The organism is Streptomyces sp. NPDC050509 (genome assembly GCF_044457965.1).
Lineage (GTDB): Bacteria > Actinomycetota > Actinomycetes > Streptomycetales > Streptomycetaceae > Streptomyces.
Genome location: NZ_JBITHL010000001.1, coordinates 665226 through 688500 on the forward strand (window position 1 = coordinate 665226; position 23275 = coordinate 688500).

Sequence of the window (23275 nt, forward strand, 5' to 3'; positions counted from 1 at the left end):
CCTTGGGGACAGCCGCCCCAGCCCACCGGGCCCACCCCCTCCGTACCGCCCGGACCGCCCGAGCGCCGGTCGAGGTGGACGCGGAAGCGGGTGCTGATTCCGGCCGCCGGTCTCCTCTTCTTCATGGGCGTCGGCATCGGCGGCGCCGACGACCCGGCGCAGGCGGAGAAAGCGGCCGAGGTGAGAAGCGCGCCCAACGCCACGGTCACCGCGACGGCCACCGAGACCACCGCGCCCGTTCCGGCGGTCACGGAGACCGTCACCGCCGACCCCGAACCCGCTCCCACCGTCACGGAGACGAAGACCGTCAAGGTGACCGTCGCACCGGCCGCCGACAGCGACGACGACACCGCCGGATCGGGCGGATCCGGGTCGGGGTCAGGGTCCGGGTCGGGCCAAGGCGGCTCCGTGTACTACGAGAACTGCACGGCGGCCCGCGCCGCCGGCGCCGCCCCCGTCCGCACCGGCGACCCTGGCTACGGGCGTCATCTCGACCGCGACGGTGACGGAGTGGGCTGCGAGTAGGGGGCGGCCACCGCCGTCAACCCGCTGTGGTGCTGAGCGAGGATCCGTTCGTGCTCGGCGGTGAAGCAGCGGCGCCCGGCACCCACCTCCAGCTCATCGGCGGCACCGCTGGGCGCGGTGTCCGGTACGAGGGCTCGGCGAACTGCGCCACGTAGGTCTTGACGCAGCCCGTCACGTCGCGCAGTGCCCGGGACAACCGCACCTGCCACGTTCCCAGCGTCGCCGCCTCGGCGTCGGTGAGTTCATGAACCGCTGTGACATGACGGCGGGGCAGCAGAACCAGCCAGCCAGGCAGTGCGGTGTCAAAGGCATGAGCCACACGCCAGTGCCGGTCCAGAACGATCCGTTCACTGAGCGGCAACTCTTCAATACGGGCTTCCTGGCCGCAGGTGTAGCAGTCCGGGGACGTCATGACCGGATCGTAAGGCCATGGAGCCGTTCACGGGACACGCATCGATCAGGAATCGAGAAGCACCGGTTCCCCGACACGGCTGGCGTCAGCAGCACTTCACACCCTTCACGACCAGGAAGGTGACCATGATGGGCGCGGACGCCGGCGCGAAAGGCAAGAAGAGCACGGACGGCTTCTCCGAGGAGGAGCGCGCTGCCATGCAAGAGCGGGCCACGGAGCTGAGGAAAGAGGCGAACCGTGGTCGCGGCAACAAGGCAGCCGTCCAGGAACTCGACGTGCTGGCGAAGATCGCGGAGATGGAGGCTCCGGACCGGGCAGTGGCCGAACGTATCCACGCCCTCGTCACCACCAACGCCCCGGAGCTGTCGCCGAAGCTGTGGTACGGGCAGCCGGCCTACGCCAGGAAGGGAAAGGTCGTGTGCTTCTTCCGCAGCGGGCACGTCGACAAGGAGCGTTACTCGACCTTCGGATTCACCACCGAAGCGAACCTCGACGACGGAAGCGGCCTGTGGCCCACGTCCTACGCCGTGACCGAGTTGAGCGACCAGGCCGAGGAGACGATCACCAGCCTCGTCAAGAAGGCCATGCGCTGACCGCGCGCCGCGTACCGACCCCCACCGCGCCCTACGCGCCCTCCGCCGAACGGCGCCATCGGCATACGACGCCTGTGTGTCGGAGCGCGCCGCATGCCAACGGCCCCTACGTTCTGCGTTGTAGCCCCTGACTCCTTCCGGAAGGCACTGTCATGAACCGTTCCCTGCGCAGACCCGCCCTGGCCGCCCTCACCGTACTGGTCGCCGCGGCCCTGGCCTCCGTGTCCGCCCCGGCGTTCGCCGCGGGCCCGGGAGACACGAACGTCTACATCATCGGCAGCAAGGTGCAGTACGCCGGGGACGACAACTTCAACGCGGGCCGCGACAACACTGTCGGCTCCAACAACGGCACCGCGCCCCCGGCGACCGCCCTGGGCACCGCCCTCTTCGACTCCGCCGACCTGGCCGTCGACTTCTAGACGAGGCCACCGCACCGCCGGGGGCCCGGCCTGTGAGGGTACGGCCGCGCGCCGGCCGCCAGGCCGCCCCCGGCACGCCGCTACGGGGAACGCGTACGCGCCGACGATGGCGACAGGGGTCCTGCCGCCCGTCGGCCTTGTGGGTTTCACCGCGCCCGCCCTACCCACATTCGGCGACATCGTAGGCGTCGATGTATGCCACCCGCCCCGCACCGTAAGTGGTCGGCGCTGGAAGTTCTTCGGGGGTTGGCTTGAAGCACTCGTCTTGTGGAGTCCAGGTAGCGGACCGGACGTGCCACTGGTGTCGTTTCGCATGACGCCAGCGTGGCCCACTGGGAGATCCGGATCTGGACCCGTTCTGTGGCAGCGGATGTGCCCAGTTTCCGTCCACGGTTTCCGGGCTGGTTGGCCGCTGCGGGTCAGCCGCGCACCGCAGCCAGGCACTCGTCGTACAGGTCCATGATTTCGCCCTTGCCGTCGTTGGCGACCCACGTGATCGATGCGGCATCCAGGCACGCGAACGCCGTCGCAATTACCGCGCGGGCCTTCGCGCCCTCGTTGCCGGTAGCTGCGTCCATACGGGTCTCGATGAGCGGCAGCAGGTCCTCCTGGAACCGCAGTCGCTTTTCGAGCCAACCGGCACGCAGCGAGGCGGTGTTGTGCAGGAGACGGAACCGCTCCAGGGTCTGTTCGCGGCTGTCGTGCAGGGTCAGTACGGCAGCAACCCCTGCGCGCAGGGCCTCCCAGACGCCGACGTCGGCCGGCAGTTCGCTGATCGTGTCTGTCAGGACCTGCCCGAAGCGCTCCTGGTCGCCGCCGAGAAGGTCCTCCTTGGTGCCGAAGTAGCGGAAGAGGGTGCGCTGGGAAACGCCGGCCTCCCGGGCGATCTGGGCGATGGTCGTCTCGTCGTAGCCCTGCTCGATGAACAGGCGCAGGGCCGTCTCGAGGATCTCTCGGGAGGCCATCTGTCGTGTCCGGTCCCACAGCGTGGTCGGAGTCCTCGTCGCTGCCTTGGCGTCCTGCTGCATACCACCAGATTACCCGGCGCTGCCAGGACGGCATGCACATCCCATGTGACAGTCACCGCCAACCTGGCATACGCCGCCAGGAGCGGTGTGCGGCACCGCCCACTGCTCCCCGGACAGAGCCGCTCACCCCCCGCCCAGAAGTACGCAAAGGAGCGCATCATGCCTGCACCCACAGCTCTGATCACCGGTGGAACCAGCGGCATCGGCAAGGCGACCGCCGAACTACTCCACTCCCGCGGCTACCGCATCATGGTCACCGGCCTCGGCAATGTCGCCAACGCCGGACTTCCCGAAGACGTCACGGTTGTCCGGGCCGACGCACGGTCCCTGCCGGACATCGACCAGGCGATGAACCAGGCGCGCCGGCAACTCGGCTCCCTCGACCTGCTCTTCCTCAACGCGGGCATCTCCCGCCCCGGCCCGATCGAATCAACCGACGAAGACGCCTTCGACGCCCTGTTCGACATCAACGTCAAGGGAAACTTCTTCACCCTGCAAAAGGCGCTGCCGCTCCTCAACGAGGGTGCCTCGGTCGTGTTCACCGTGGGCGCCGCCGAAGGGCTCGGGGCCGCGATGACAGCCGCCAAGGGCGCTCTGCTGCCCCTCATACGGTCCCTCGCACTCGAACTCGCCCCCCGCCGCATCCGCGTCAACGCGGTCAGCCCGGGACTGATCAACACCCCTGCCTACAGCAAAATGGGTGTCTCCCAGGAAATGATCGACTCCTGGGCCCGGGACGTCCCGCTCGGCCGCGTCGGCGCTCCCGCCGACATCGCCGAAGCCGTGGCCTTCCTCGCCTCGGACGCCGCCGGCTACATCACCGGCGGCAACCTCACCGTCTCCGGCGGTATCGGTGTTCACTCCAACGCCTGACGAGTAATTTGGCTCTGACCTGGAAGGTTCACCGGGTCCAATGCTCAGGCTGTGGCCCGGGCGAGCCGACGGCCCGTGCGGGAAGCCGGCCCCGCAACTTCGTTCTCCACCACGGATAGATGGGCCGCCCTCCTTCCATGCCCGTGTGCTCCGCCGTGCCCTTGGAACTGACCGCTGCCGAGCGCCACCGGCTCAAGAAGATGGCCTACGGTCACAAGACCCCGCACCAGGCACGCCAGCGGGCGACGATCGTGCTCCTGGCAGCACGAGGCCGCAGCAACGCCCGGATCGCCGCTGAAATCCACCTGCACATGGACACCGCGCGCCGCTGACGCGGCCGATTCGCGGCCGGCCGGGTGCCCGCCCTGGCCGACCGCAAGCGGTCGGGGCGGCCTCCGACATTCACCGCGCTGCAGATCGCCGAAGTCAAAGCACTGGCCTGCCAGTTACCGGCCGAGACCGGCGTGCCGCTGTCGCGCTGGTCATGCCCGGAACTGGCAGCCGAGCTGACCGCGCGTGGAATCACCGACAGCATCTCGGCGTCCACGATGCGCCGCTGGCTGGCCCAGGACGCACTCAAACCCTGGCGGTACCGCTCCTGGATCTTCATCACCGACCCGGACTTCCGCGCCAAAGCCCAGCGGGTGCTGGACCTGTACGCCCGCACCTGGCAGGGCGAGCCCCTGGGCACGGACGAATACGTCATCAGCGCCGACGAGAAGACCTCCATCCAGGCCCGCTGCCGCTGCCACCCCGCCCTGCCACCGAGGCGGGCCCGAGCAATGCGGGTGAACCACACCTACGGGCGCGGCGGCGCGCCGGCCTACCTGGCCGCCTACGACGTCCACGCCGCGCAGGTATCCGGCCGCTGCGAGCCGACCACCGGCATCGACCCGTTCATGAGCCTGGTCACGCAGGTCATGAGCCAGGAGCCCTACGCGAGCGCGAAGCGAGTGCTCCGGGTCGTCGACAACGGTTCCTCCCACCGCGGCAGGAAGGCCGCGGACCGACTGTCGGCCGCCTTCCCGAACGCAATCCTGGTCCATACCCCGGTGCACGCCTCCTGGTTGAACCAGATCGAGATCTTCTTCTCCGTCGTGCAGCGCAAGGTCGTCTCACCCAGCGACTTCACCGACCTGGCCCAGGTTGGGGCCCGGCTCCGAGCATTCGAAGACCGCCACAACGCCACGGCACAGCCGTTCCAGTGGAGGTTCACCACCTCCGACCTGGACGATCTACTGACCCGGCTCGACCGACACACACCCGCCGACCGACACCAAGAATCCTCCGCTGCCCTGGCAGCCTGATCAACCCCCGAAGGACTTCCAGCCCCGCACCGTAAGGACCTGCCAGGGCCAGGAGCGGCGGCCCCGGTCGTCCTCACGTTCCACCCGCAGCCCGGCCTTCTGGAGTCGCAGTCCTCGTGGCTGGACCGGCTCGGCCGCAATCCGCTACGCGTCGCGCCGGTGCAGCAGCAGGCCGCCGACCAGCAGCGCGGCCACGGCCCACGCCGCGAGCACGCCCAGGCCGGCCCATGGGCCGATGGGCAGATCGGCCAGACGGACGGTGGCCTGGACCGCGAGTCCGGCGGTCATGGGCGAGACCTGCTGGAGGTGACGCTGCCACTCCGGGTCGTTGACCACCTGGGTGACGACCGGGAAGAGGTAGAGCAGCCCGAGCACGATTCCGATGGCGGTCGCCGCCTCCCGTACCGCCGTCGCCACGCCGAGGCCGATCAGGGCGATCAGGGCGAGGTAGAGGACCGAGCCCACGGCCGCGCGCAGGGTCGGGCCGTCGGCCAGGGACAGCGGAGCATAGCCGTGCGCCTCGGTGAATCCGTTGCCGGGCAGGAGGAAGCGGCCGGCGAGGAGGGAGGCCAGGACGGCGGCCGTCCCGGAGGCCAGGACGACCGTGGTGAGGACCGTCGCCTTGGCGGTGAGGACGGTGAGCCGGTTCGGCACCGCCGCGAGCGTGGTGCGGATCATCCCGCTGCCGTACTCGCCGCTGACGGTCAGCACCGCGAGGACGGCGATGACCGCCTGCCCGACGGTGACGCCGGTCAGGGCGAGCCTGACGGCGTCCTGGCCGCACCCCGCGTCCGGGCACTTCACGGCCTTGGCGGCGCCGCAGCCGACGGCCACGGTCAGCGCGACGGCGAGCAGGAGCAACCTCCCCGTCTCCCCCGCGGTACGCAGCTTCGTCCACTCCGCGCGCAGGGCGCGGCCGAAGTCCCCTCGCCACGCGCCGTCCACCGTGCTCGTGCGTCGTGCGCCGCTCAGGAGCCTCATACGTCCCTCCCGCGCAGCCGCACCACGGCCAGACCGAAGGCGAGCGCGGCGTATCCGCACAGCACGGCGAGGCCGGCCCAGGGCGCCAGCGGGTAGTAGCCGGTCGACGGCTCGTACACGCTGAGCACCTGCGCGTACCGCGGCAGGGTCTGCTGGACGGCGAAGCCCGCGGACGGAGTCACCCGCAGCAGCCACTCCGCGACGCCCGCGGGCAGTACGCCGGAGGTGGCGAGCAGGAAGGGCAGCACGATCGACCCGATGACCAGGGCGACCGCCGTACCGCTGCGACGCAGCAGGGCACCGACGCCCAGAGCGAGCACGGCGGTGGCCGCGCAGAGCAGGCCGGTGCCGACCATGACGCGCACTTCGGTCGCCGACGTGACGGGGAAGACATGGAAGCCCCTGCCGCGCGCGCTCCGTTCCCCGAGAGGAAGGGTGATCGCGGCGGCCACCAGGCCGACGGCGAACGCGACGCCCCCGGCCACGAGCGCCTTGGCACCGAGCACCCGGCCGCGCAGGGGAGTTGCCGCCATGGTCGTACGCAGCAGACCGCGCCGGTACTCGCCGGTGATGAACACCGTGCCCACGGCGATCACCACGATCAGCCCGGCGAAGGTGCCGACGAGGAAGTTCTCGACGGAGAAGCCGACGCCCATGACGGGCCCGCCGACGACCGGTGCGATGTCACCGGCCCCGGTCACGGTGAACCCGCCGTCGTCGGTCCGGGTGAAGCCGCCCTTGGTGGTGTTCGTGTAGCTGCCGGAGGTGCCCGCGTCGCCGCCCACCTGTGTGCCGCTCCACGCGCTCCCCGACCAGTCGCCGGCGAGGCCGGGACGGCCGAAGGCGCCGGTGGCCACGGCGGGGCTGAAGCCCGTGCCCGCCGCGGTGTCCCGCATCGCCTCCGGTGACGTCGCGAAGAGCCCGGCCTGCACGGTGCGCGCGAGCCCCGGCAGCCTCGCCTGGCCGACCTCGGTCCAGTGGGAGCCGTCGGTGGAGGTGGAACCGGTGAGACGGTCGCCGGAGCGGACCAGGCGCAGCCAGCGCGGGGACTCCTGGGAGACCTTGCCGGAAGGGCCCGCCGTGTCGTGCGTGTAGTCGTACTGCATGCGCACGCCGTGGCCGCCGGTGGCCATGACCGCCGCGTACGGGGATCCCTGGGTGAGGCTTTCCTTCACGATGATCCCGGCCTTCGCCCAGGGCTGGGCGCTCCGGGCCGCCTTGCCGGTCCCGGTGCCGGCCACACCGGTCAGCGAGCGCAGGGGAACGGTGAGGGTGCCGTCGCCGGTGAGCGTCTTGCGGACGAAGAAGAAGCTGTCGTTGACGGCCTCGCCGCCGGGGCCCTGCGGGTACGAGGCGGAGTCGGCGCCGCGACCGCCGGGGGCGGGGGCGGCCGTGCCGAGCAGGCCGACCACGATCGTCACCAGGAGCGCCCCCGCCATGGCGAGGACCCAGCCGCGTACCGTACGGAACTTCGTCCACTCGGCGTGCAGCGTCCTGAGGAACCCGCCCCGCTCGGGGCGCCTCGTGGCCGGGGGGCGAGGGGTGAGGGTGGCGGTCATCGCGTGGCCTCCCCCGCCGGGACGCCCCGGTACTCCACCGCGTCCCGGGTGAGCTCCATGTACGCCTCTTCGAGCGTCGCCCGGTGCGCGGACACCTGGGAGAACGGCACCTCGTTCCGGGCGAGCAGGGCCACGATCTCCTCGTCGGGCAGGCCCGTGACGCCGAGGGTGTCGGGGCCGGTGGCGACCACGGTGGCGCCCGCGCCGTGCAGGACCTGGGTGGCGCGCGGAGGCGCGGAGGTACGCAGGGTGACCCGGCCGCCGGACGCCTCGGCGAGCAGTGCGGACACGCTGGTGTCCGCGACGACCCGGCCGCGGCCGATCACCACGAGATGGTCCGCGGTGTCTTCGAGTTCGCTCATCAGGTGACTGGAGACCAGGACGGCGCGGCCCTGCCGGGCCAGCGACGACAGGAAGCCGCGCATCCACACGATGCCGTCGGGGTCGAGGCCGTTGAACGGCTCGTCCAGCATGACGACCGGCGGGTCGCCGAGCAGCGCCGCCGCGATCCCGAGGCGCTGGCGCATGCCCAGCGAGAAGCCGCCTGCCTTGCGCCGGGCCGCCGTGCCCAGGCCGGCCTGTTCGATGACCTCGTCCACCCGCCGGGCCGGCACGCCCTGTGAGTGGGCCAGCCACAGCAGGTGGTGACGGGCGGTGCGGCTCGGCTGCAGCGCGGAGGCGTCGAGCAGCGCCCCCAAGTGCCGAAGCGGGCGACGCAGGGTGCGGTACGGCACCCCTCCGACCAGTGCCTTTCCCTCCTCGGCCGCGTCAAGGCCCAGGATCACGCGCATGGTGGTGGACTTGCCCGCGCCGTTCGGGCCGACGAAGCCGGTCACCCGTCCGGGCCGCACGGTGAACGTCATCCCGTCCAGAGCCACCTGTGGCCCGAAGCGTTTGCGCAGACCGATGACCTCGATCGTCGCCTTCGTACTCTCGTTGTTCATGGGCCCCACCCTGTGACGGAGCGCGTTACAGGGGCCGAACGGCCGCTGTCATCTCGCTGTTAGGCGCCTCGGCTTAGCCTGGCCCGGTACGTGTCCTGGTGCGGTGGCGAGAGGGGAGCATGCGCATGGAATGGGGTTCGCCCCCACGGCTCGCGGGCCTGACCGCCCGGATCGGCCTGCGCCGTGGCACTGCCCGCACCCGCTTCACCGCCTTGTACGTGACCCTGTTCCTTCTGTCGGGAACGGCGCTGCTCGCCATCGTGGCCGTGGTGGCGTCCGGCGGATCGCGCTCCAGCCGGACCGCCCCCGGCGGCGGCGCCCGGCCCGCCACGGCGGCACAGGCCCAGGGCCGCATCGACGACCTGGAGCAGCAACTCGCCCAGGCGCACGGCACCCAGTCCCAGCAGATCCTGATCGGCTCCGCCATCGCCCTCGGCGTCATGGCGGTGATCTCGGTCGGCCTCGGCTGGTTCGTCGCCGGCCGGGTGCTGCGCCCGCTGCGCGTGATGACAGCGGCCACCCGCCGGATCACCGCCGACAGCCTGCACGAACGCCTGGCCATCGGCGGCCCCGGCGACGAGGTGAAGGACCTCGCCGACACCATCGACGGCCTCCTCGGCCGCCTGGAGGGCTCCTTCGACGCCCAGCGCCTCTTCGTCGCCAACGCCTCCCACGAACTGCGTACCCCACTCACCACGATGCGGGCCTCCCTGGACGTGGCGCTCGCCAAGCCGGGCCCCGTACCCGGGACCACGGCCACGCTGGCTGCCCGGATGCGCGCCGAACTCGACCAGGTGGACCGGCTGCTGGAGAGTCTCCTCGTCCTGGCCCGCAGCCAGCACGGCGAGTTCACCGACCGGGCACGCCTCGCTCTCGGCCACCTCGCGCAGACCGCCCTGACCGGACGGGCGAAGGACATCGCGGCCAAGGGCCTGACCGTGCGCGAAGACCGGATCGACGGCTCCGCGTGGGTGTGGGGCAGCCGGACGCTGCTGCGCCGCGTGGCCGACAACGTGGTCGACAACGCGATCGCGCACAACGACCCCGGGGGCTGGATCAGTGTCGCGGTACGGGCTGAAGGAGACGACGCGGGCGCGGTGTCCCTCGTCGTCGAGTCCGGCGGACCGGTTCTCGACCAGCAGCGGGTGGCGGAGCTCGCGCGGCCTTTCCGCCGCCTCGGCGCCGACCGGACCGGCACCGGCCGGGGCAGCGGCCTCGGCCTCTCCATCGTCGCGGCCATCACCCGGGCCCACCACGGCACCCTGGACCTGCGCGCCCGCCCCGACGGCGGCCTGCGCGTCACCATCACCCTCCCCCGTACGGACGGCGGGGCGACGGCGGAAGCCCCCGGCGCGGAGACGGGCGTGGCGCGTTGAGAGTCCTGGTGGTCGAGGACACCCGCCCCCTCGCCGAAGTCATCGCCGAAGGGCTGCGCGACCAGGGCATGGCCGTGGACGTGGCGTACGACGGGCTCGACGCCGCGGCCAAGCTGGACGTCACCACGTACGACGTCGTCGTGCTCGACCGCGACCTGCCAGGCATCCACGGCGACACCCTCTGCCAGATGATCACCGAGCGGGACGGCCGTGTGATGGTCCTGATGCTGACCGCCGCCGACTCGCCCGGCGACCGCGTCAGCGGCCTGACCCTGGGCGCCGACGACTACCTCGCCAAGCCCTTCCACTTTCCCGAACTCGTCCTGCGCATCCGCGCCCTGGCCCGCCGCCGCCCCGCCGCCCGATCCCGCACCCTGCGCGCGGCGGGTATCGAACTCGACCCGATGCGCCGCACCGCCGGCCGCGACGGCCGCCAACTCGACCTATCCGTCAAGGAGTTCGCGCTACTCGAAGCCCTCCTGAACGCGAGCCCCGCCTTCCTCAGCACGGAGGACCTCCTCGAACAAGTCTGGGACGAACACGCCGACCCGTTCACCAACACCGTCACGGTGACCATCAGCCGCCTGCGCCGCAAACTCGGCGGCCCCCCGGTCATCGCCACCACACCCGGCGTGGGGTATCGGATCATCGACCCGGCCGTCCCACCCGGCTGAGCAGCCGACAGGGGCCGGCGGCCCGGCGAGCGGAGGCCGCGCTCAGCGCACCCGACTCCAGTCATCTGTGCGGCCGACGTCGGGGAAGGACCGCAGGCCGCCGATGGAGGGGAAGTTGACGATGGTGCCGCTGCGGCGGGCGCGGGCGCGCATGCCGGGAAGTGCGGCGCGGTCCATCGCGGGCAGGCCGACGACGTTGCTCTCGAACATGCGGCGAATCTCGTCGTGGGTGCTCTCCTCCCCACCGCGGCGAAATTGCCGATGCCCACGTTGTCGACCAGCACGTCGATGCTGCCGAAGCGGTCCTCGGCCGTATCGACGGCGGCCTGGCTCTGACTCTGGGTCGGATCGGTGACGTCCAGGGCCAGGCCCAGAGCCCGGTCGGGCGCGGCGGCGACCAGGTCGTTGCCCTGCTCGGGGCGGCGGGCGGTGACAACAGCGCGGTCGCCGCGGGCCGGCGCGGTGGCGGCCGAAGCCCGTCGAGTAGCCGGTGATCAGCCAAGTGGTCATGAAAGAAGTCCTTGCCGACACGCTGCGCCTGGACGACGCGGAGCGGGCGCACCTGCACGACCTGGTGAAGACCAGGCCCGGCCGCCACGACCGGCGCACCGCGCCCAGCGTGCAACGCGCCCGTCCTGGCCTACTGCGACTCCTGGAATCCTTCCAGGACCACGCCGCCTTCATCCTGTGCAAACGCGGCGGCATCCTGGCCACCAACCACCTGTGCCGAATATCTACTACCAGGCCCTCATCCCGCCCGGCGAAGACGACCAGCCCCTCTTCCTCTACTGCCCGCCCCTGGCCCTGGTCACCGGCGCCTCGGGCGGCATCGGCTACGAGATCGCCCACCTCTGCGCCGCCAACGGCAGCGGACGGACCTGATCACCTCGTCGCTGTCCGCGACCCTGCCCACCCCGGACAAGACCGAGTACGGGCCATCCCCTGCCCTCACCCGCATGTTCAACCTCGGCCTGCGCGAAGAGCTGAAGGAACACAGTGTCAGCGTCACCACGCTCATGCCCGGTGCCACCGACAGCGACTTCCACACCCGCGCCGGCATGAACAACACCGCCTTCGGCCTCGAACCGCTGCGGACTCGCGACCACAACCGGTACCGCGAGGTCGACCATCCTGAAGTCGGCCTTGAAGTAAGCGAGGACTTTGGCCTGTTGCGGCGGACAGAGGCAGGCGAATTTCCGCAGCTCTGGTACGCGGCGTAGTGCTTACGTTGAACCCGGTTGACGCCGCCGCCCCGGCGGTCGGACGCGTGACCAACAGCGCCCAGGACCGGCAGGCTTACCTGCGTCTCTTCGACGCCTTCGCGGCCGCCGACACCACCAGCCACGAATACGCCACAGCACAACCCCTGCTACCCCACCGCCTGTTTCGGCGCAGACAGATGGCAGGTGCGGACGGGCGCGAACGGCAGGCACTCATAGTGGGTGTCGGCCCACAGACTTCAGCGGGGCGCCAGCGCGTCCGCCCACCCGTCGCCTGGCGGGGGAACGAAGAAGTAACCGCCTCCGGTGGTCAGCAAGTACTTGGCCATCGCTTCGCCCTCCAGGCGTTTCTGTACGGCCTCGAAGCCCTGGGCCAGGTCGCGCTGGAAGCAGGAGAAGACGAGCCCGGTATCCCCGTCACCCCGGTCGTAGCTGTATCCGCGCCGCACGAGAGGTGCGGGGGTACGGCGGTCCGGCGTGGCGAGCCGTACGTGGGAGCCGAGCGGGGTCAGCCGGCCCCGGGGGTCGGCACGGTAGTTCGGCTGCTCGTCCGCAGGCGCCCCGTCGAGCCAGCGTCCGTCCCGGCGGCGCCCGATGATCCGCTCCTGCTCGTGCACGGAGTCCTTGTCCCACAGTTCGGTCGCCAGCCGGATGATCCGTACGACCTGGTAACTCCCGCCGACGGCCCATGGGGGCTCGCCTTGGCCGTCCCGTACGAGAGCACGGTCCAGGGCTTCCCGCTCCTCAGTCGGATTCCCGAACCCCTCGGTGAAGTGAAACGGATTCCGGGCCAGACCTCTGCCGCCCTCCACTCGATTCTCCGCCCGAAACCCCTCGATCCGCCACCGTTCTGCCCATCCGGGCAGGCCCGTCGCCAACCGCTCGACGGCCGTGCGCACATCAGCGGTTCGCTCCCCCGCGACCTGCACCAGCACATCACCATGCGACTGACCGGGATCCAGCAAATCACCTGCGAACCCCGGCATCTCGACCAGTTGCCGTGGCCGTTCAGCGGCGGCTCGAAACAGCCCGCCTCCCAACGCCACTCCGACGGATACGCCACGCCCCTCAACACGTCGAACCCCCGACACCAACTCCCGCAGCGAACTGGCCCCTTCGCCCGCTCCGGGCCGCCGGTCGAACGTCACCAAGGCTACCCGCCTCTCGGGCAGCGATCTGCTCAGTTGCATCGGCTGCACAGCCCCGCCAGAAATAACCCCGATTCCGGCACCAACAGCACTGCTCCGCACGCCGTAAACGGCAGCGCCGCCGACTGCAAGCCCCACGGCCGAGGAGCCAAGCAACAAGGTCCTCCGCTGCACCATTTATACCCCCTGCCGCTTCCACCTTGCCGAAAAATTTCCGTGAAGCCGTCAGGGAAACCGTTGGTCCACTCTCCGGTGATCAAGCAGAATTTCTTGCAACCCAACAAGTACCAGAATGACTCCAACTTCCCAGCCCTGAGCCCTTAGAGCTCACCCCTGCCACAGAAATCATGTTTACCTACCCCAGCAACATTTCCGCAACCTGCTTCCAATTTCGAGGGTGAATCTAATTTCCACCCGGACAATCCGAAATATTCACCTTGACTTCGATTCACATACCCTAATCAGATTCGAGGGCAGTATCGAGAGTCAAGAAATCAAGAGAAGATATTAGATCTTCTCCGAGCGCCAGCCGGGAGGCGATTTTTTCATACTCGACCCGGGAGTCACGGGACACCGGAATAAAATTGGATACATGAGTCCTCAAGAGGATTCTAAATGCAAGGTCAGGGGAAGCTGATTGCGCACAGACGTCAAGCGCATCGCGCATTTCCATGACATTGGATTCGAAATATCTGCGAAGTTCATCAGGGATACGCAGGGGGGTGTTGGCGATAGCGTTACGCACCTCGTTCACTGCGTCGAGAGAAAACCATGCCTGGTCATCCTCCGCAGACACGTATCCATACGTATCCTGCCATCGCTGACAAACCCTACTGACGCGACCCAAAAATGTGCGGCCCGTCCCCTCATCCCGAAAGCGATAATTCCATGAAGTCGACATCGAGACCAGGGTCTCAATTCTGCGGTCACTCAGAGAAGAATCGGCGAGCTTAGTGACGTCACGTTTGAGCTCGGCGGCCTCCTTTCGTTGCGCCTCGTCGGCGGCAATATCCTCCCCGACGGAAAGATAAGAATGAACGACGCCCTCCACCCCTCCTAGGCGAACCCAGTCCTCATGAAACAGGGCAGTCAATGCCGACAAGCCGAAGTCGAAACTCGTGAACCTTTCCATGACATTCCTCACTTCGGGTAAAGAGTCGAGATATAGAATCCACCCGGATGCCCCTTGGCTCGCGTCAACTGAACAAAATACCCATTCCCTGTAGCGGCACGCGACCCATCTCCATGGAACGTAACTCCAAGAGGATTATTGGCGCCAAACCTTCCAGAGAACGTCAGCTGCTGCTGTGACCCTCGCAGCCATTTACCAATACGGGCCTGATTGAAAGCGACGGCGTAATCCGCAACCTGCTGCGCTGTCTGGTGATCAATGAAAACGCTGTTCCTCCCGCCCGGCTTGCCTGCGGCCAAGGCGATTGCTCTGGCATCCGATATCCCGACGTGTTCATCAAGGGTATGAGCCACCCCAGGGAAGCTATTGCCAGCAGTCGTGAGGCAAGACGAGTTGTGTACGAGGACCGGCGTCTGCCCCGCCAGCACATAGTACGTGTGGAGGTCATCGACGGTGAGGTTGTAGACCGTGGTCGACTCGGCGCGGTGGCTGACCGCCTTGATCTGTGTCCACGTGCCTGCGCTCGTGCGGAGCCATTGTCCTGGCTGGAGTTTGCCCGCGTCGATCCAGGCATCCAGTTCGGGGACCCAGAAGGGGTGGCCGTCCGTGGCGGTGATCGTGCTGGGTTTGCTGCTCTCCTTGGTGGTGAGGGTGATGTCCGTCAGGCTTTTGTCGCCGGTGGCTTCGATGAGTGCCGTGACTCGGCGTGGTCCGCTCTCTCCCGTCTCCGGGTCCGTTGCGTGGACCTCGTCGCCGACCTTGACGTCCTTGATGGGCTTGCGGGTGCTGTCCGCCATCAGGACCGGGGTGTCGGCCGTGAAGCTGTTGGGCAGAAGGCTGCCTGGGCATCCACCACGCCCTGCCCACTTCGCTCCGCCCGCCGCTCCCAGCATGCCGCCCAGGCATCCCATCGCTGCCGCGCCGCCGACCTGGCCCCAGTTGACCTTCCGGCCGGAGAGGCGCTGCGTCAGCCAGTCGATGCCGCCGTCGAGCAGGCCACCGCCCAGGCAGCCCGCGATCATCGGGTTGTTGCCGCTCGGGTCGGTGTACGTCGTCGGGGAGCTGAGTGCGTACTCGTAGAGGTTGGTGCCGCCTGCGTAGCCGATGGGGTCCTGTGAGATGAAGCGGCCTGTCTCGGGGTCGTAGTAGCGGTTGCGGTAGTGGAGCAGGCCCGTGCCGTCGTTCTCGCGGCCCGTGAAGGTGTAGGGGTTGGTCGAGGCGGCACCCGTCGTGGTGGGCTGGCCGTTGGGGTCGTACGTGTAGCGGGTGGCGACCGTGCCGTCCGGGTCGGCCAGGCCGACCACCGTGCCCAGTGCGTCCGTCAGGTAGACCTGGGTCCTGCCGTTCTCCGTGCGGGTCAGGTACTCGTCCAGGCCCGATGTCGCCACCGTGGCCTTCGTCTCGCCCGAACCGGACTGCTGCGTCAGCGGGTTGGAGCCGTCGGTGAGGAAGCGGTTCGTCGTGCCGCCCACCGTTGTGGAGGAGCGTGTGCCGAGCGGGTCGTAGGTGAAGGTGCTGGCCAGGCCGGTGCCGGCCGTAGTCAGACCGGTCAGTTCGCCTCGGGCGTTCCAGGTGTACGTGCGTTTGCCGTCGGAGGTGAGCTGTCCTTCGTCGTCGTAGGTGAAGGAGCGGCCGTTGAACGTGGTGAGCCGGTTGTCCTTCCCGTATTCCGCGCCCGTCTCGCCTGCCGGGAGTGCCACGCTTGCCAGGGAGCCGGTCAGGCCGGTCTGGAGGCCGCGTTCGTCGCGGGTGTAGGTCAGGTCGCCCATGGGTGCGGTGCCCCGGGCATAGGAGATCGCTCGTGTCGTGCCGGTCTTGTCGTGGTCCGTGGTGCGGGTGATCCCGCCGGGCAGCGTCGCCGTCTTCTCCCGGCCTACCGCGTCCAGGGCGAAGGCGACCGTCTGGTTCCCGGTGGTGACCGAGGTGAGGATGCTGGAGGCGTCGTAGCCGTAGCGGGTCGTCGTACCGGCGGGCGTGCCGGAGGCCGTCATCTGCGTGCGCCGGTCGGCGGCGTCGTAGTCGTAGCCGACCGTGCCGGTCGGGCCGGTCACCGTCTTCGTACGGTCGTAGGCGTCGTACGTGAAGGACTGTGCGACGGCGGCCTGGCCGGCCACCGTGTCCGTGACGGTCTTCGGGAGGTCGACGCCGTCGTAGGCGTAGGTCGTCGTCGATTCGGCGCCGCCCGCTACGTTCACGCCGTACTTGGCGTTGGTCGGCCTGCCCAGCAAGTCGTACTCGGCCGTCGCGACCTGCCCTGTACGGCTGGTGGCCCGTGTCGGGCGGCCCGCCGCGTCGTAGCCGAACAGTGCCTGCGCGCCGAGTGGGTCCGTGGCCGACTTCGGGCGGTCGGCGTTGTCGTAGGCCCAGGTCGTGGGGTTGCCGCGGGCGTCGGTCAGTGTGGTGAGGTTGCCGTTGTCGTCGTAGTCGAGGGCGGTCGTACGGCCGAGTGGGTCGGTGACTTTGCGGGGCTGGTTGAGGACGTCGTACGTCACCTCCGTACGCGCGCCCGCCTCGTCCGTCGTCGCCGTGGGCCGCCCGGCCGCGTCGAGGAAGCGTCGGGCCGTGCGGCCTTCCGCGTCCTTGACCGATACCAGGTCGCCACGGGTGTAGGTGTACGTGGTGACCGCGCCGGACGCGTCGGTGACCGTCGCGAGCTGCCCCTGTGGGGTGTGGGTGAAGGTGGTGGCCCGCTTCTCCGGGTCGGTGACCGTTTGGAGATCACCGTCGGCGTCGTAGGCCAGTCTGGTGGTGTGGCCCAGCGGGTCGGTGACGGAGGTCGGCTGGTCGTACGGGCCGTTGAAGACCGCCGTCCCGGAGGAGCGGGCCTGCGGCGTGCCGGCCTGTTCCTTCGTGGAGGTGACGTAGCCGTTGGCGTCATAGGTGAGTTCGGTACGGCGGCCGTACGGATCGGCCACCGCGTCGATCCGGTGGTAGGGGCCGCGTTCGTACATGGTGGTGCGGGCCAGAGGGCTGCCGTGGGCCTGGGTGTCCTTCACCCCGTATCCGTCCGCGTCGAACTCGACCCGCCGCACGGAGCCGCCGGGCTGGGTGACGGTCGCGGAGGTGACCTTGCCCGCGCCGGTCTGCGTGTACTCGAAGGCGTACTTGGCGCCCTCGGTGAGGGTCTGGTCCTTGACGCGGCCATCGGTGTCGAAGGTGTTGGTCATGTACGTGATGCCGCGCGCGTCGACGGCTGTCTTGACGCGGTTGGAGGTGCCGTCGTACGTGTAGCGGCTGACCTTGCCCGCGGGATCGGTGACGGTTTCCAGGCGGCCCGCCGAGTCATAGGCGTAGCGGGTGGTGCGGCCAGTGTTGTCCTTGGCCGACGAGACGCGGTGGTTGGTGTCGTAGGCCAGGGAGATCCAGCGGCCGGAGGGGCCGGTGATGCGGGTGATCTCGCCCCGCCCGGCCGCCGTCAGGCGGGTCAGTTTGATGGTGTTGCCGTGGCGGTCGCGGATCTCCCGCAGCGGTGCGTACATGGGGAAGACCCACACGCCCCCGTCGCGGAACCTGAGTTCCCAGGTTGTGGCAGTGCTGACGATCTTCGAGCCCCGGAACGCGGAGGGCGTGTCGAGGGGTTCGAAGACTGCGTCCGAGTAGCTGGTGCCGGCCGACGTCCGGACGAAGTGGACCTTCGCGCCGCCCGGCAGATACAGATCGACTTGCTCCCACTGTTTTTCGGAGTGCAGGAAGGCGTTGTACGACAGGTCGCGGCCGATCCCGAAGGCGCGCTTACGGGTGTCTCCCTGCCAGTAGGTGCGGTTGACCTCGACCGATCCCAAGGGGTCGGAGACCGCCAGGTCGGTGCGGGAGTCCGTGAGCATCCCGGTGGACAGGTCCACCGGATCTCCGGAGAGCCAGTCGAGCACGTCCTGGGCCCAGGAGAGATCCCAGGGCACCAGGTCGGAGACGTTGAACATCGCCCCGTGGAAGGCCCAGACGCGCGTCTTGGGATCCGGGACGACCTGTCGGCCGTCCGCGCTGACCTGGCCGTGTCCGTAGACGTACCAGCCCTTCTTCTTCGGGTCGTAGTCCATGAACTCGACGCGACTGCCCGGGGCTTCGCGTGTGTAGTTCGGGTAGATGACCCGCGCGCCCTCGGGGAAGACGTAGGTGCCGCCGGGCTGGACGGTGAAGTAGACCGGCACGACACCGTTGGTGGGCAGCGGGAACGGCGGCCGGTCGATCGGGATGGCCGTGATCCCCAACTCGGTCACGGGCTTGCCGTGTTCGTCGCGGACGACCGAGCCCTTGGGGATCCGGACCTCAAGGCCGGGGATCTTCGGGGTCTTCAGTACGACCTCGGCTTTGGCCGGGGCGTCGAACCGTACGGTGTGTTTGGTGTCCAGCGGTGTCATCCACACCGGAAAGCCCAGGTCGGTGGTGCGGCCGGGCGTAGGCTCGATGTGGATGTCGAAGCGGCCGTACTGACGGTCCGCGGTGTTCGCGCTCGTCCCGTCCACCACCAGGGTGGGCGTCTCCGCGTCGATCCCCGCCAACAGGAATCTGCCGCGCGCATCGGTCTGGGCCGCCTTCTTGCCGGCCCTGACGGTGACTGCGGCCAGCGGCTTTCCGTCGAGCTTCAGGACACGGCCGGTCAGCGCCGTCTTCCCGGGCGGGCCGCGCAGCGCGGGCGGGGCCTTGGGGGCCTTGCCGCGAGAGGTCAGCCAGTCCCGGCCGGCGAGTTGCGAGGTGCCGGGCTGCCAGGCGTCGGGGCCGGTGGGAACTGTGGCCGCGGAGGTGGTGGGGGTGGCTGAGTCGGGGGGTGTCTTCTCCGTCCTGTCCGACTCCGTCCTCTGTGCTGCCGCTGTCGAGGTGGCGGTCAGGCCCACTTGGTACGTACCCGTCTGGGACGAACTGGGGTCGACCGTCACCGTGTACGTGCCGTCCGCCGGAAGCGCGGCCAGCGCGTACGAAAGCGTCGTGGCGCTCATCGTGCGAGCGTTCTCCAGCCAGGTGCCGGTCGGGGTCCGGACGGAGAGGGCCCATGCCGAGGGCGGCTGACCGTAGTTGAGCGTGAGCTTCTGTCCCTTGACCCCGGTGAAGGCATAGTGGCCGTGGCCTCCCGCAGTGGCGATCGCTACCGGCCGGGTCCCGCCTCCCACCGTGAGTGTCCCGCCGTCCACGTCCGGTATCAGCACCGCCGTCAGCTTGCCGGTGGCGGGAGAGAGGGGCCGCGCGTACAGGTGGTGTGTGCCACCGGCCAGCGGGGCCCGCAGGGCCAGGTCGATGGCCGCGCTACCCACCGACCCGAGCGTCACCTCGCTGGTTGCACCCGGCGCGAGATGGCTGACGCGCGGCGACGAGGTGAGAGTGGAACCGCTGAACATGACCGCCGCGCCGTCACCCTCCCTCGCTTGGACGGTGTACCGGAGCTGGCGCCCGGGCCGGTCGATCTCACCGGTGACGGCCGTGCCCGATGCGGAGAGGTTCAGGGTGACGGGCGCGGAGAACCAGAGAGACAGCGCACCGGTCACCGGGGCGTCGGGTGTCACCGTCACGGTGTACTTCGTACCGGGGTGAGCCCGGTGGCGTACGCGACGTCGTTGCTGTTCTTGGTCACGAGGGTGAGCAGGGTTCCGGTGCCGCCCGTCGGCCCGACCAGCCGCAGCCAAGTCTGTTCCGGCACGGTGTTGTCGGTGACACCGAACCCGAGTGTTCCGCTGTCCGGTGCGGTGAATTGGGCCGTGGCGCGCTGCCCGGGCCGGGCGAGATCAAGCTTCGCCGAGGCCCCGTCGATCTCGGGGCCCGCCCGCACATCGGCGGAGAGTGTCAGGAACAGGCCACCGGTAGCACCCTGGTACGCGTCCACCACCAGCCGGTAGACACCGGACTCCGGCAGGCCCGGAAGGGACACCACGGACGCCAAGCCGGCGGCAACATACTGCTGGTTGACGACCTTGGCACCAGAGGGCGCGAGGACGGTCACATACGAGAAGGACGTAAAAGTATTCTCGGTGATACCGACCGAGAGAGCATCCCCTGCCTGCGCCCGGAACGTCGCCTCGCCGTCCTGGCCGAAGCGATCGATCACCAGTGGCGTCTTCGCACCGGCCGTCGTCAACTCACCCGCGTACGAGGGGAGCGAGAGGGCAAGGGTGAGCGTCCCTGTCCCGAGCGAACTCGGCTTCATCTGGACGGTGTACGTACCGGACACGGCCAAGGTGGGGCTGTCCCATTCCGTACGGGATCCCGCGGCGACAATGAAGCTGTCGCCGAACCGCTTCCCGTCGGGACCCAGGACCTCCACCGCGGTGTACGCGGTGAATCCCTCCGCTGCCATGCCGAGCGACACTCGCTGGCCGGCCTGGCCGGTGAAGCGGGCGATGCCGTACTGGCCCGGCCGAGTGACCGGCAGCGTGCTCTCGGGCCCCACCATGCCGAGGGTGCCCGCGTCGGCGATGCGGGAGAGGGTGGCCAGGACCCGTCCCGTACCGGCCTGGGTGGGATCGACCCGTATCGTGTAGCGGCCCGACCGCGCCAACGTCTCCAGGTCGATGTTGCCGGTGAACCCGCCCGGCACATACGCGCTGTCCACCTGGGCCCCGTCCGGCCCGTACACCAGGACCGTGGTGGTCTTCGTCATCCCGGTCATGTCGAAGCCGAGGGTCCGCGATTCCCCCGCCGTGCCGTCGAACGTCAGCTTCGCGTCCTGGCCCACCCGAGTGAGCTGCAACTCGCTGGTCGGCTCGTCCGGGTCGAGCGTCCGGGTCACCGGGCTGGAGAAGGTTACCTTCGCAGCGCCGAGATTGTTCGTGCCCGGTTTGAGGATCAGTGAATACCGCCCGCTGAGCGGCAGATCATGGAATTCCAGGTCAGAGACGGAGTCGTAGAAGGACCCGCTTCCCACCTGGTTTCCCTGGGGGTCGATGAGCTGGATCGCCACGGTGGTGTTGAAGGTACTGTCGGTGAAGGCGAAATTGGCGTCGTCGCCCTCGTCGGCGTCGAAGAGTACTTCGGCCCAGTTCCCGGGCGTCGTCACCGCCACCGTCGACGGCGAGTCGTCCGTCACCGAGACGGTCACCGACGTTTCCAGCTCACCGTTTCCGCTGCCCGACATCATGATGAACCTGTTCGTGGAAACAGCCTTTCCCTCGGCCGTCTCCACCTCGACGGGGCCCGTCTCCGCGTCGGTCGGCACCCTTACGGTGAGCGCCGTGTCTCCGCGCTCGGTCACCTCGGCCACAGCGCCGCCGCCGAACCGGACCACGTTGCCGGGGACGGAAGCCGCGAACCCTGCGCCGCTCAGCGTGACGACTGTGCCCACCGGGCCCGTCTCCGGGGCCACCTTGGTGATCGACGGTCCGGCTGCCGCCAGGGCGAAGGTCTCCGGGGTCTGCTCCGTCGCGCCGCCCGCCGTCACCGAGACCTTGCCGTCGGCCGCACCCGCCGGGACCGTGATGACCAGGCGTGTCCTGGACGCCGAGACGACCTCGGCCAGCTTGCCGCCGAACGAGACGGTGTTGGACACCGGTGTGGTGGCGAAGCCCGTACCGGAGAGAGTGATCCGTCCGCCCGCCGCCGCGCGGACCGGCACCAGGGAGAGGACCGACAACTGGCTGGACGGATAACGGTCGACGCCCACACGGTTGCCCGCCGCGTCATAGCGATAACGGGCCGTCTCACCGTCCGGGTCGGTCACACCGACCAGGCGACGCGCGGCATCGTACGCGTAGACGGCGTTGCCGGTCGCCGGCGCTTCGGCAGCACGGGCAGGGCCAGAGGCGGGTGCGGGCGGGCCGCTCTTCGTGGGCTTCGGCGTCGGCGCCTGCTCTGTACGTGACGGAGGCGCGGGCGACGCCGTATCCGCCACAGCCTCCGCCGATACGAGGCCGGCCGACAGGGCCACCACCAGCAGGCCGACCGTCAGCGCTCTTGCTCGTGCCGACAGTTGAACCCCGAACCGCTCGCCGTGCAGACGCACGTGCCCTCCCCAGAGCAGCAGCAACACGCAGGTCACAGAAGACCCACAGCGCCCACACAACACATGCGGACCGTCACGACCTATCCACAACTCGTCACCAAGGGAACAGGATTAGGCGCGGTCACGCCAAGTTCATTCCCGCGTCATCACCGGCTGGTGGACCCACGAGTACGGCTACCCACACGGGCCCGGCGCCTTTGGACGGCCATCAGCCTGTGCCCGGCCACCCGCTACAACGAAGCTCCCGGCGACGAACTCGACACGCTGGTCACCTACCTGGAGGAAGCCGCCGACATGCTCGAAGCCCGGGCCCGGGCCCTGGCCCTGGCCACGCGGGACAGGCCCGGCCTGATCGGCGGGACACTGGTGTGGGGCAGCAGCACGGCGCTGCCAGACCCCGTGGTCCCCGACTGGTCCCCAAGAAACACCGAAAGGCGGCACCGGATTTCTCCGATACCGCCTACGACCTGCGAAAACACAAGTCGGGACGACAGGATTTGAACCTGCGACCCCTTGACCCCCAGTCAAGTGCGCTACCAAGCTGCGCCACGTCCCGGCGTCCTGCCTCCCGGGGAAGATCTCCCCGGCGGCTGGCCACGCAGAGAACATTACCCCACTCCGCGCTACGGAAAGACGCGGCCCGTCCGCGCGACAATCGGTACATGAAGGAAGAGCGGCGGGATCGTGACAGCGAGGGGCGGGCGCGCAGTGCGCGGCCGCGGGACGGGTTGGGGCGGCCGTTGGCGTACGGGGCTGCTGGGGTGGAGCGGCAGCCGGAGGGGGTGGTGCGTACGCCCGCGGAGACCCTGCGGGAGGCGCAGCGGCTGCTGGACTCGGGGATGCCGTTTCACGCGCACGAGGTGTTCGAGGACGCGTGGAAGTCCGGTCCTGAGGCGGAGCGGTCGCTGTGGCGGGGGATGGCCCAGCTCGCGGTCGGGCTGACGCATGCCGCCCGGGGCAATACGGCGGGCGGGGCGCGGCTGCTGTTGCGCGGGGCGGGGGTGATCGACGCGTATCCGGACCGTTCTCCGCACGGCATCGACGTGGCCGGGCTGACGGCGTGGGCCTCGGAGCTGGCGGGGCGCGTCGGTGACGGGCCGGTGGACGCCGCCCGTGAGGCGCCCCGGCTGACGTGACCCGGCCTCGCCGATCCCCCCGCC

20 protein-coding genes, 1 tRNA gene and 2 pseudogenes are annotated in these 23275 nt (G+C 69.3%); 11 read left to right on the plus strand and 12 right to left on the minus strand.

What is annotated here, in order from left to right; all coding sequences use genetic code 11:
• The first annotated feature begins 90 nt into the window (after positions 1–90).
• Positions 91–525: an excalibur calcium-binding domain-containing protein gene (locus ACIBJC_RS02445; RefSeq protein WP_399286619.1), complete on the plus strand. Its 435-nt coding sequence runs from the start codon at positions 91–93 to the stop codon at positions 523–525.
• A gap of 16 nt (positions 526–541) precedes the next feature.
• Here ACIBJC_RS02445 and ACIBJC_RS02450 read toward each other — a convergent pair whose 3' ends face one another.
• Positions 542–937 (minus strand): HIT family protein, encoded by a 396-nt coding sequence (locus ACIBJC_RS02450; RefSeq protein WP_399286621.1) that lies wholly within the window; start codon positions 935–937, stop codon positions 542–544.
• A 128-nt stretch (positions 938–1065) separates the two neighbouring features.
• Between ACIBJC_RS02450 and ACIBJC_RS02455 the strand changes: the two genes are divergently transcribed.
• On the plus strand, positions 1066–1530 hold the full coding sequence (locus ACIBJC_RS02455; protein WP_399286624.1) for a DUF1801 domain-containing protein: 465 nt from the start codon (positions 1066–1068) through the stop codon (positions 1528–1530).
• A gap of 152 nt (positions 1531–1682) precedes the next feature.
• Positions 1683–1949, plus strand: coding sequence for a hypothetical protein (locus ACIBJC_RS02460; protein WP_399286627.1), 267 nt, complete (start codon positions 1683–1685; stop codon positions 1947–1949).
• Positions 1950–2368: 419 nt separating this feature from the next.
• Here the strand turns inward: ACIBJC_RS02460 and ACIBJC_RS02465 are convergent, their stop codons facing one another.
• On the minus strand, positions 2369–2977 hold the full coding sequence (locus ACIBJC_RS02465; protein WP_399286630.1) for a TetR/AcrR family transcriptional regulator: 609 nt from the start codon (positions 2975–2977) through the stop codon (positions 2369–2371).
• Between the two features lie 159 nt (positions 2978–3136).
• On the opposite strand from ACIBJC_RS02465, the gene ACIBJC_RS02470 reads away from it, so the two are divergent.
• The 3 genes and pseudogenes from ACIBJC_RS02470 to ACIBJC_RS02480 form a co-directional block, all read left to right on the plus strand.
• Positions 3137–3850 (plus strand): SDR family NAD(P)-dependent oxidoreductase, encoded by a 714-nt coding sequence (locus tag ACIBJC_RS02470; RefSeq protein WP_399286632.1) that lies wholly within the window; start codon positions 3137–3139, stop codon positions 3848–3850.
• Between the two features lie 137 nt (positions 3851–3987).
• Positions 3988–4182: a hypothetical protein gene (locus ACIBJC_RS02475; protein WP_399286635.1), complete on the plus strand. Its 195-nt coding sequence runs from the start codon at positions 3988–3990 to the stop codon at positions 4180–4182.
• 15 nt (positions 4183–4197) lie between these two features.
• Positions 4198–5157: pseudogene (locus tag ACIBJC_RS02480) on the plus strand (IS630 family transposase); the annotation flags it as partial.
• A gap of 144 nt (positions 5158–5301) precedes the next feature.
• Here the strand turns inward: ACIBJC_RS02480 and ACIBJC_RS02485 are convergent.
• The 3 genes from ACIBJC_RS02485 to ACIBJC_RS02495 are packed head-to-tail and all read right to left on the minus strand — an operon-like array spanning position 5302 to position 8641.
• Positions 5302–6138, minus strand: a complete 837-nt coding sequence (locus ACIBJC_RS02485) for an ABC transporter permease subunit (RefSeq protein WP_399286637.1) — start codon at positions 6136–6138, stop codon at positions 5302–5304.
• Positions 6135–7697: an ABC transporter permease subunit gene (locus ACIBJC_RS02490; RefSeq protein WP_399286640.1), complete on the minus strand. Its 1563-nt coding sequence runs from the start codon at positions 7695–7697 to the stop codon at positions 6135–6137. The genes ACIBJC_RS02485 and ACIBJC_RS02490 overlap by 4 nt, the downstream gene beginning before the upstream one ends.
• Positions 7694–8641: an ATP-binding cassette domain-containing protein gene (locus tag ACIBJC_RS02495; protein ID WP_399286642.1), complete on the minus strand. Its 948-nt coding sequence runs from the start codon at positions 8639–8641 to the stop codon at positions 7694–7696. The genes ACIBJC_RS02490 and ACIBJC_RS02495 overlap by 4 nt, the downstream gene beginning before the upstream one ends.
• Before the next feature lie 119 nt (positions 8642–8760).
• Between ACIBJC_RS02495 and ACIBJC_RS02500 the strand changes: the two genes are divergently transcribed.
• Both ACIBJC_RS02500 and ACIBJC_RS02505 read left to right on the plus strand, forming a co-directional pair.
• Complete coding sequence (locus ACIBJC_RS02500; RefSeq protein WP_399286645.1) at positions 8761–10017, plus strand: sensor histidine kinase; 1257 nt, start codon at positions 8761–8763, stop codon at positions 10015–10017.
• Complete coding sequence (locus tag ACIBJC_RS02505) at positions 10014–10691, plus strand: response regulator transcription factor (protein WP_399286647.1); 678 nt, start codon at positions 10014–10016, stop codon at positions 10689–10691. The genes ACIBJC_RS02500 and ACIBJC_RS02505 overlap by 4 nt, the downstream gene beginning before the upstream one ends.
• A gap of 42 nt (positions 10692–10733) precedes the next feature.
• Here ACIBJC_RS02505 and ACIBJC_RS02510 read toward each other — a convergent pair whose 3' ends face one another.
• Both ACIBJC_RS02510 and ACIBJC_RS02515 read right to left on the minus strand, forming a co-directional pair.
• The gene (locus tag ACIBJC_RS02510) at positions 10734–10901 is read right to left on the minus strand and encodes a hypothetical protein (RefSeq protein WP_399286650.1); all 168 of its coding nucleotides are present in this window, start codon (positions 10899–10901) and stop codon (positions 10734–10736) included.
• A 95-nt stretch (positions 10902–10996) separates the two neighbouring features.
• A pseudogene (locus ACIBJC_RS02515) lies at positions 10997–11104 on the minus strand (hypothetical protein); the annotation flags it as partial.
• 310 nt (positions 11105–11414) lie between these two features.
• Here ACIBJC_RS02515 and ACIBJC_RS02520 point away from each other — a divergent pair.
• Together ACIBJC_RS02520 and ACIBJC_RS02525 are read left to right on the plus strand one after the other, a co-directional pair.
• Complete coding sequence (locus ACIBJC_RS02520) at positions 11415–11573, plus strand: hypothetical protein (protein ID WP_399286653.1); 159 nt, start codon at positions 11415–11417, stop codon at positions 11571–11573.
• 74 nt (positions 11574–11647) lie between these two features.
• Positions 11648–11911 (plus strand): hypothetical protein, encoded by a 264-nt coding sequence (locus ACIBJC_RS02525; RefSeq protein ID WP_399286656.1) that lies wholly within the window; start codon positions 11648–11650, stop codon positions 11909–11911.
• Between the two features lie 239 nt (positions 11912–12150).
• Here the strand turns inward: ACIBJC_RS02525 and ACIBJC_RS02530 are convergent, their stop codons facing one another.
• The 5 genes from ACIBJC_RS02530 to ACIBJC_RS02550 all read right to left on the minus strand — a co-directional run bounded on the left by ACIBJC_RS02530 (position 12151) and on the right by ACIBJC_RS02550 (position 22671).
• Positions 12151–13236: a Dyp-type peroxidase gene (locus tag ACIBJC_RS02530; protein ID WP_399286658.1), complete on the minus strand. Its 1086-nt coding sequence runs from the start codon at positions 13234–13236 to the stop codon at positions 12151–12153.
• Positions 13237–13516: 280 nt separating this feature from the next.
• A complete protein-coding gene (locus tag ACIBJC_RS02535) occupies positions 13517–14191 on the minus strand; it encodes a hypothetical protein (protein WP_399286661.1) in 675 nt (224 codons plus the stop codon).
• Positions 14192–14199: 8 nt separating this feature from the next.
• Positions 14200–19692 carry an RHS repeat-associated core domain-containing protein gene (locus ACIBJC_RS02540; RefSeq protein WP_399286664.1) on the minus strand — a complete coding sequence of 1831 codons (5493 nt, stop codon included), beginning with the start codon at positions 19690–19692 and terminating at the stop codon, positions 14200–14202.
• On the minus strand, positions 19689–22115 hold the full coding sequence (locus ACIBJC_RS02545; RefSeq protein WP_399286667.1) for an IPT/TIG domain-containing protein: 2427 nt from the start codon (positions 22113–22115) through the stop codon (positions 19689–19691). The genes ACIBJC_RS02540 and ACIBJC_RS02545 overlap by 4 nt, the downstream gene beginning before the upstream one ends.
• Before the next feature lie 482 nt (positions 22116–22597).
• Positions 22598–22671 (minus strand) — tRNA-Pro (locus ACIBJC_RS02550).
• A 106-nt stretch (positions 22672–22777) separates the two neighbouring features.
• On the opposite strand from ACIBJC_RS02550, the gene ACIBJC_RS02555 reads away from it, so the two are divergent.
• Positions 22778–23251 carry a DUF309 domain-containing protein gene (locus ACIBJC_RS02555; protein ID WP_399286669.1) on the plus strand — a complete coding sequence of 158 codons (474 nt, stop codon included), beginning with the start codon at positions 22778–22780 and terminating at the stop codon, positions 23249–23251.
• Positions 23252–23275 lie beyond the last annotated feature (24 nt).